General features: G+C 43.9%; 4 protein-coding genes. 2 read left to right on the plus strand and 2 right to left on the minus strand.

Annotation, left to right across the window (positions count from 1 at the left end; all coding sequences use genetic code 11):
- Positions 1 to 225: 225 nt before the first annotated feature.
- Positions 226 to 975: a response regulator transcription factor gene (locus tag ACLFWI_RS21295; RefSeq protein ID WP_446414580.1), complete on the plus strand. Its 750-nt coding sequence runs from the start codon at positions 226 to 228 to the stop codon at positions 973 to 975.
- Positions 976 to 1,259: 284 nt separating this feature from the next.
- On the opposite strand, the gene ACLFWI_RS21300 is transcribed toward ACLFWI_RS21295, so the two are convergent.
- Entirely contained in the window at positions 1,260 to 2,363 is a 1,104-nt protein-coding gene (locus tag ACLFWI_RS21300) for a hybrid sensor histidine kinase/response regulator (RefSeq protein WP_446414581.1), read from the minus strand.
- 4 nt (positions 2,364 to 2,367) lie between these two features.
- Complete coding sequence (locus ACLFWI_RS21305; RefSeq protein ID WP_446414582.1) at positions 2,368 to 7,893, minus strand: PAS domain S-box protein; 5,526 nt, start codon at positions 7,891 to 7,893, stop codon at positions 2,368 to 2,370.
- 157 nt (positions 7,894 to 8,050) lie between these two features.
- Here ACLFWI_RS21305 and ACLFWI_RS21310 point away from each other — a divergent pair, with 157 nt between their 5' ends.
- Positions 8,051 to 8,635, plus strand: coding sequence for a thioredoxin family protein (locus ACLFWI_RS21310; RefSeq protein ID WP_446414583.1), 585 nt, complete (start codon positions 8,051 to 8,053; stop codon positions 8,633 to 8,635).
- Positions 8,636 to 8,754: the final 119 nt, after the last annotated feature.

Here is an 8,754-nt window from a genome sequence, read left to right on the forward strand (position 1 = left end):
ATATTTGGCGTCTTCTGTGCCAATAGGTCTACTTGACCAACGCCCGAAACCGGATATATTTCTAAATTAACCCTATATTATACCTGATTTTCCCAAAAAAATCAGCAACTTTCCATTTTCTTCACAAGTAGTTTAGAATCAGCGCTTATAATCGGTACAGTATCTGTAGTTTCCTGTGACAGTTCTTATCCGACCTTAACAAGTCCTATTAGTAACTACTTAGTGATGCCTCGAATCCTTTTAATCGATGACGATCCCGCAATCTCAGAACTTGTCTCCATTAACCTAGAAATGGCAGGATACGAAGTTCACCAAGCACCCGATGGTATCAAGGGTCAGGCCCTAGCGCTGCAACTCCAGCCCGACCTGATCATGCTAGACTTAATGCTGCCTCGAGTCGATGGCTTTACCGTTTGCCAACGGTTGCGTCGGGATGAACGCACCACGGATATTCCCGTGTTGATGTTGACAGCTTTGGGTCAAACGCAGGATAAGGTGGAAGGGTTTAATGCCGGTGCAGACGATTATCTGACCAAACCCTTTGAACTCGAAGAAATGCTAGCACGGGTACGCGCCTTATTGCGACGTACTGACCGCATCCCCCAAGCCGCCAAGCATACAGAAATCCTCAACTATGGTCCTTTGACCCTGATTCCAGAACGGTTTGAGACAATTTGGTTTAATCAGACAGTTAAATTAACCCACCTGGAATTTGAACTGCTACACTGCTTGTTACAGCGTCATGGTCAAACGGTTTCTCCTAGTGAAATTCTCAAAGAAGTCTGGGGATATGATCCAGATGACGATATTGAAACCATTCGTGTCCATGTGCGTCACCTGAGAACCAAACTCGAACCTGATCCCCGTCATCCTCAATATATTAAAACAGTATACGGTGCGGGATACTGTCTGGAGTTACCCAGTAGTGAGGAAACCGCCGAGGCGGGATCATCCAATGCAGCGAAATCAGAATAGATTGGGGATTGGAGACGTGTTGAGTGTTGAGAGGCGCCATGATTTTTCTGTAGGGGCGGGTTTAGGGATTTTCCTGTTGCGATTGGTGATAGCGTTTATTCAAAACCCGCCCTGATTAATGGGTAGGGGCTCATAAAAGATGCGACTAAACCCGCCATGAGGTAGAGACGCGCCATGGCGCGTCTCTACATCGGTCAAGAAACCGGGTTTCTTTGGGTCAAAGGTTGATATTGTGTTGTCATCCTCAGGATAAACCCGGTTTCTAGGAATACTTGACCAACGCTCTAGGTTGCAGCCGTGATTAACGGTAACGTAACCGTAAACGTCGTACCGACTCCCACCGTGCTCTCAACCTTAATCTCACCACCATGTAAATCAACTGCTTGCTTAACGATACATAATCCTAATCCTGTACCCTTAATATTACCCACATTGGCAGCACGTTCAAATTGCTGGAAGAGTTTGCTCAGGTACTCTGGAGGAATACCAATCCCTTCATCTTGCACCTGAAAGGTAACCTGTTGATTATTCCTCGTCACTGTTAACCTAATATTACCTCCTTGGGGGGAATACTTAATCGCATTGGTGAGCAAATTGGTGAATGCATACCGCAGTAAGCTTTCATCGAAATAGCCCAGGAAAAAATCTCCCTGATAACTGAAATTAAGGCTATGTTGCTGACTAGCAAGAGGAATTAACTGTTCGATCAGATTCTCACATAAAGCAATTACATCCAAAGGCTCAGGTTGAAAGTCTAATTTTCCCGCTTCAGCTTGACTCAGGGTTAAAACATCTTCCAATAGCTGATTCATATTCGTCACTGCGTTTTGAATCCGCTTAAAATGCCGAGTTTTTCGCTCATCCTCCTGATCCGCTTTTAACTGAAGCAGTTCCGCTGACATCTGAATTGTAGTTAACGGGGCGCGTAAATCATGGGACGCCATGGACAGTATCCGGGATTTATTTTCATTTATCACCTTCTCCTCTGCCAACAATTGGCGCATTTTTACCGCTTGTTTATGTTGACTCAAGGCGATTTTGATTACCGCATGTAAGTCTCGCTCTTTAAAGGGTTTGATCACATAACCATAGGAGCCTGTGGCTTCCGCTTTCTGTAAGGTATCATCATCCGCATAAGCTGTGGTATAGATAATGGGAATATCCAATTGCTGATGAATAGTAGCCGCCGTTTCAATCCCATTCATTTCTCCTTTAATCACGATATCCATGAGGATTAAATCCGGTTTAATTTCAGCCGCTTTTTGAATCGCCGCTTCTCCGGAGGAAACAATGGCATCAACGCTATACCCCAGCTTTTTCAGTTTGCGGGATAAATTTTTGGCAATTAACAGTTCGTCTTCGACAATTAGAATATGAATATCGCTCATCTGCTTAGATCCTGTTTTGATACTGAAGTTCGCTAAATTGAATTGAAAAAGCGGTGCCGGGAGTTCGTTGGAGTTCAATCGTTCCTTCTAACTGTTCGATTAATGTACAAACAACTTGAAACCCCATGGATTCGGTATCCTGAAAATCCAACGCTTCGGGAAATCCGATGCCATTGTCGCTGATGACTAAGTGAATTTGCCCATCTGACTGTTGATGACAGTTAATAGACACAATTCCTTCTCGCTCATCCGGAAAGGCATGTTTGAGGCTATTTGAGACTAATTCATTAATGATTAAGCCACAAGGAGTAGCGGTTTCAATATTGAGGAAGATCGGCTCAACATTGATGTGCAACTGAATGCAATCCTCACTAACATTATAGGAATCAAAGAGATTATTTGCCAAGTCTTGGATATAGTCCTTCAAGTTAATTTGTCCAATGGTTTGGGAGCGATATAATTTCTCATGAATCAGCGCCATGGAGTAAATGCGATTTTGGCTTTCTTCAAAGAGTTTGCCAATGTGGGGTTCCGGAATGGAGTCGGCTTGTAGTTCCAAGAGACTAGACACTACATTCAAATTATTTTTAACTCGGTGGTGAATTTCTTTGAGTAAAACCTCTTTTTCTTTCAGCGACGCTTTGATCTGCTCTTCTGCCTTTTGACGCTCAGTGATATCAATTCCCACCGCCACACAGACTTGGCTTTGCTGATATTTCTGAGCCACGATCAAGTAATTCTCGATATTGCCATTCATGTCAAACCGGAGTGTTTGAGACATGGTTTGATTTGAGCTAGCAAAAAACTGGCGCATAAACTCAGCAAAATTAGGATTATTTTCCACAAAACCAACTTCTTTACCTAAGAAATTTTCCGGTGTTAAATTATAACGAGAGGCTAAATGGCGATTGACGCCTAAGTAAATTAAATCGGAACTAATCCAAGAGACTAAGCCAGGTACAGCATCTAAAACAGCTTGAAGTTGAGATTGAGAATTTTGCCATGCTTTTGCCGTGATTTCACGTTCTTTTGCCAGCGCGATCGCAGCAGCAGCGGAACTCAACAATCCCTCTTCCAAGGGTTCCCATTGTTTGGCTTCGACACAATTATCAAAGCCAATAAATCCAAAGAATTCTCCATTGACAATCAACGGTAAGGCGAGGAGAGATAAAATCCCTTGGGGTTCTAAAACAGATCGTTCCGATGCCGGAAAATCTGCCACAATCCCATTAATTATACCCCCTTGGGCTAAGACATCCATCCAACGCGGCACAATATGATGATAACTAACATTTTGTAACGCTGGATTATCAAGTTGGGGTTCAATTTCTGGAGCGCACCATTCTGCCCGGTGACTACTCAAAAATTGTCCATTTTCATCATAATGATTCTCAAAAACATAAATTCGGTTGGCATCGGCAATCGGGGCTAAAATGGTCAAAATTTGCTGATAAACATCCTGATTAACGGGGGCGGCTAATAACTGACGCTGCACTTCAACCAACGCCGTCAAATAGCGATCGCGCTTGGCTAATGACGCTTCAGTTTTTTTGCGTTCTGTAATATCACGACAGACACAAATCAGTCCGCCACCCTCAATTAACGTCAGGGATAATTCCTCAGCAAATGTCGAACCATCACGGCGTTTCGATAAGGTTTCTCCTCGCCAATATCCATTCTCAATCAACACGGAAAAAATATCGCGTTCAATGCGACTGATTTCATCAGGATAGTACAACTGATGCCAGGTTTTTCCCAATAAATCAGTCGGCGTATCATAGCCAAATATTTCCAGATGCGCTTGATTCAGATAAATATATTCACCCTTTTCATTTAAAATACCAATTCCATCAATAGCGGCTTCAATTGCCATTAACTGTTGATTGAGAGTTTGTTCAGAAAGTTTGCGATCTGTAATATCAGTCAGCGTTCCCGATGTTCCTTGAAGGCTCCCATCTACTGCTAAAGTTAGTCGATAAAACACTTCTAGCCAGCGAATATCACCGTTTTTAGTCAAGTAGCGGATTTCCTGACGACAGTATTCCTGTTGACGATTAATTAGGAATTCAAAGAAATCGAGATGCAGTTGTTGATCATCTTCATGGATGTAATCTAAAACAGGAGTTCCCAGACTTTCCTGAATCGAAAAGTCGGTAATTTCTGTCCAAGCTGGATTCAGAAATGTCCAGTTTCCCTGAGCATCGGTTTGGAAAATAATCTCCTTAACGCTATTAATAACAGACCGATACTGTGCTTGGCTCTGGCGCAACTCATTTTCTGCTTTTTGGCGGCGTTTATCATTGCGATAAGCCTCCATAATATTGGCGCAGGTTGCCAAAAAAGGTTGCAGATACTCGACAATACTTTCATCATAACCTCCCGGTCGATTAGCAATGCCAACCATACCGATAAATTTGTTTTCAATATAAAACGGCAGTCCCAAAAATGCCATGAGCGGAGGATGATCGTCTAGGAGTTTACCCAGACCCGAATCAGTGATAGGATGGTTAATCATAACAGGTTTACCTGTAACAATAACTGCATTAAATAGAGTTTGTATAGTATCCAATTTCATCCCTGGAGCCGTTTCCTCGTTCCCCGGACTAGAGATAATAACCTGAGATTTTAGATCAGGTTTACCCCGTATCTTCATGTAGGCTTCCTCGATCAATAGTTCCCTATTCTCTGCATAGATAATCTCACTAATAAAGCCATATTCACTATTAGTTAGCCCGAGGATACTGTCCAGGAGTCCATCAAAAAGAAGATAGGGATTAGCATCGGCAATAAATTGAGATTGCGCCGCGCTAATCGCTTGTAAAAGATTATTACTTTCTTGGAGATGGGCTTGAACCTGTTGGCGTTGTATCGCTTGTTGATAGGCATCACTAATATCCCGTTGAATGACAACAATATAGGCACAGTGTTTCTGTTCATCCTGTACCAAAGAACTCGATAAATCCATAATCGCTATGGTGCCATCCCGGCGAATCATTTCCACGTCTAAGCGATTACTCCCTGTTGACAAAATTGTGGGGAATTGTTCAGCAAAGCATTGTTTTGACTCTGGCGTAAAAAACTCATCCAAGCGATGACCGATCAATTCAATTTCGCTATACCCCAACTGTTCGACTGATGCGGGATTGGTTTGCCAAATAAACCCATCGAGATCAATAACATGAATACAATCGGGAGCGGCTTCAAACAGGGAGCGAAACCGGACTTCACTTTGCCATAAAGCATCTTGAGCATATTTGCGCTCTGTGATATCATGGCGAATCGCTAGATATTGAAAGGGTTTACCTTGCTGATCTAAAAAGGGAACGATAGTGGTATCCACCCAATAACAACTATTATCCTTTGCCTTATTTTTGATTTCTCCTTGCCAAACTTGACCCTGGGCAATTGTTTGCCACATCTGCTGAAAGAAAGAGGAGGAATGATAACCGGAATTAATCAGACGATGGGTTTGACCAATTAATTCATCTGGAGAATATTGAGAGATTTCGCAGAATTTCTTATTGATGTATGTAATAATGCCTTTATTATCCGTAATTGCCACAATTGCCGAATAATCGAGAGCCAATTTGTGAAACTCTAACTCTTGGGTTCGCGCCTTAACTCGACGTTCGAGTTCCTGATTAAAACGTTGCAAAGCTTGATGCGCTCGTTTGCGTTCCAATTCAGCGGCGGATCTAGCGGCAAAAATCTGGAGAATGGCTAAGGCTTGTCGGGGTTCAGGGATTAATTGCTCGTGTAAAACACAAATATTCCCAATTGGATTTCCGTCACCATCTATCAAGGCTACACCCATATAACTATCGGCGTCTAAGGTGACTAAAGCCGCAGCATCAGGAAACGTTTTTTGCACCTGAGTTGGACACCAATACGTCCCTTCTGCTAACACCCGTTGGCAAGGTGTATGGGTGATAGGATAGGTGAAGTTTGGCTGTAATTTACCCTTTGACCAGAATGCTAACGTCTTAAAAGAATCGCCGACTTGCTCGCTAACTAGGACATGAGAAACGCCTAAAGCTAGGGCGATATGGCGGACTAATTCGGGGAAAAAGTCAGCACCTGTAACTTTAGCCGTTGCGGCAAAAATATTTTTTAGGGCGGTTTCGGCTGTTTTGCGACTATTAATATCGGTAAGTGTGCCAATATATCCCAGAGTCTCGCCATTGGCTCCAATATCCGGGACAGCTTGACAAAATACCCAAGTTACTTTATTATCAGGTGTAAGAAAGCGATGCTCTGAGGCAAAAACTTGCTGTTGCTCAACTGCATCATGCCAGTCACGAATCACGCGATCGCAGTCTTCTGGGTGTAAGGTTTTTGCCCATCCCTGTCCCAGGATTTCTGCTATGGGAATTCCGGTAATTTCAGCACAGCGTTGATTTGCATACAAGCCAATTCCTTGAGCATTGGTGCGGAAAATTCCCACCGGTGAGGCGTCGGCTAAGGTTGCATAACGATGCTCACTTTCCCGTAACTTTTGTTCTATCTTTTGACGTTGCGTCAATTCCGTTTGCAGTTGCTGCGTGCGTTCCTGAACTTGCTGTTCCAGTTGCATCGTCCGATTTTCTAATAACTCAACCTTTTCCTGTTGTAGTTGGCGAACTTCTTGCTGTAAACTCTGAATCACTTGATACATTTCCATCGGATCAAGAGCTTGAAGCAGGCTGGTTTGAGTGACAATTCCTACCAATTTTCCTTGTCTATCTATCACCACCAATCGTTGTACTCGTCGCGACAACATCTGTTGATGAGCCTCCCATAACGAGTCTTCGGGATGCAGACAAAATAGAGGTGTACTCATCACAGTTTGGGCGGAAATGGTGGAAAACTCTAAACCCAACCCCTGAAACTGAACAATATCTCGTTCGGTAATAATTCCCACCGGAATTGGCGATGCACCCGCGTTTTTCTCCTCAACAATCACCACACAACTAACGCGATAATCTGAGATTAGCAGCGCTACATCCAAAACAGAGGCGTTCGGTTTCGCCTGAATCACAGAGGTTACCATCACATCCTCAACCCGACGCAATTGTAATAAGTCACTGGGTTGCAAATAAGCGCGAATACTATCCGGCGTCACCATACCCTGTAAATTCCCCCCATCATCGACAATGGGTAAGTGACGAATGCGATGTTGACGAAATAGGTTGAGTGCGGTAAAGATAGTCTGAAATTCCGACGCTTTCAAGGTAATCAAATGTCGCGTCATTACCTCAGCCACGTTAACCCCAGCGAAGTTGATCCCTTGAACCACCAACCGAACAATATCCCGTTCCGTCAGTATCCCTACCAGTCGCGTTTCCTCCAACACCAGAATACAACTAGCGCGTCGTTCGTTGATTGGGTTAACGTCTGGTGCTACATTGAAATATGGTAAGGAACAAGTGCTTCTAAGTTGACTCATCCGCGCGATCGCGTCTATCACAGGTGTATCGGGTATAACTGTCAGGGGTTGAGTATCAATCGCCACTTGGGGTGATGACGCAATAGGAAAGTCTAACGCTGGCATGGGACTTGCTGGGATAATCGGTCACAGGATAGAAAGGGGATTCTGTTTCAGTTATTCCCAGGTGGACTCGCTCAACTTTCTATTTATATTTAGAATCTATAAATTATCGCTATTAAATAAGCTAAACTTATAATTAATCAGCAAAGGAGTGAAAGTCATGGCGCGAACTGCCTCAACTATGTTACCTTTAGGCACAAAAGCCCCAGAATTCCAGTTACCCGATGTGGTATCGGGCGAAACGATATCCTTAGATAGGTTTGCGGGGAAACAGGGATTAGTGGTGATATTTCTGTGCCGTCATTGCCCTTTTGTCAAGCATGTGCAGGGAGAATTAGCCAAACTAGGTCGAGACTATCAGGATGCGGATCTGGGGATTGTGGCAATTAGCGCCAATGATGCAGCGACTCACCCCGATGATGCGCCTGAGAAGTTAAAGGAAATGGCACAAGAATTAGGATTGACGTTTCCCTTGTGTTATGACGAAACTCAGGAAACAGCGAAAGCCTATACAGCGGCTTGTACGCCAGACTTCTTTGTGTTCGATCGCGATCGCAAATTAGTGTACCGGGGACAATTCGACGATAGCCGCCCAGGGAATGATAAACCTGTTACAGGTAAGGATCTACGATCCGCGATCGATGCGGTATTGGCGCAGTCTCCCGTTGGTGAAGAACAAAAGCCCAGTATCGGCTGCAACATCAAATGGAAGCCAGGGAATGAACCCGCGTACTATGGTGCTTAATCATCAATTTAGAGGTTGGGATTAGGGCGGGTTTCATTGGTCGGGGCGTTGTTATCCCCTTTCAGGTTGGGATTAGGGCGGGTTTCATTTGTCGGGGCGGGTTTAGGGACAAACTTAAT

Source organism: Coleofasciculus sp. (assembly GCF_046539235.1).
Classification (GTDB): domain Bacteria; phylum Cyanobacteriota; class Cyanobacteriia; order Cyanobacteriales; family Coleofasciculaceae; genus Coleofasciculus.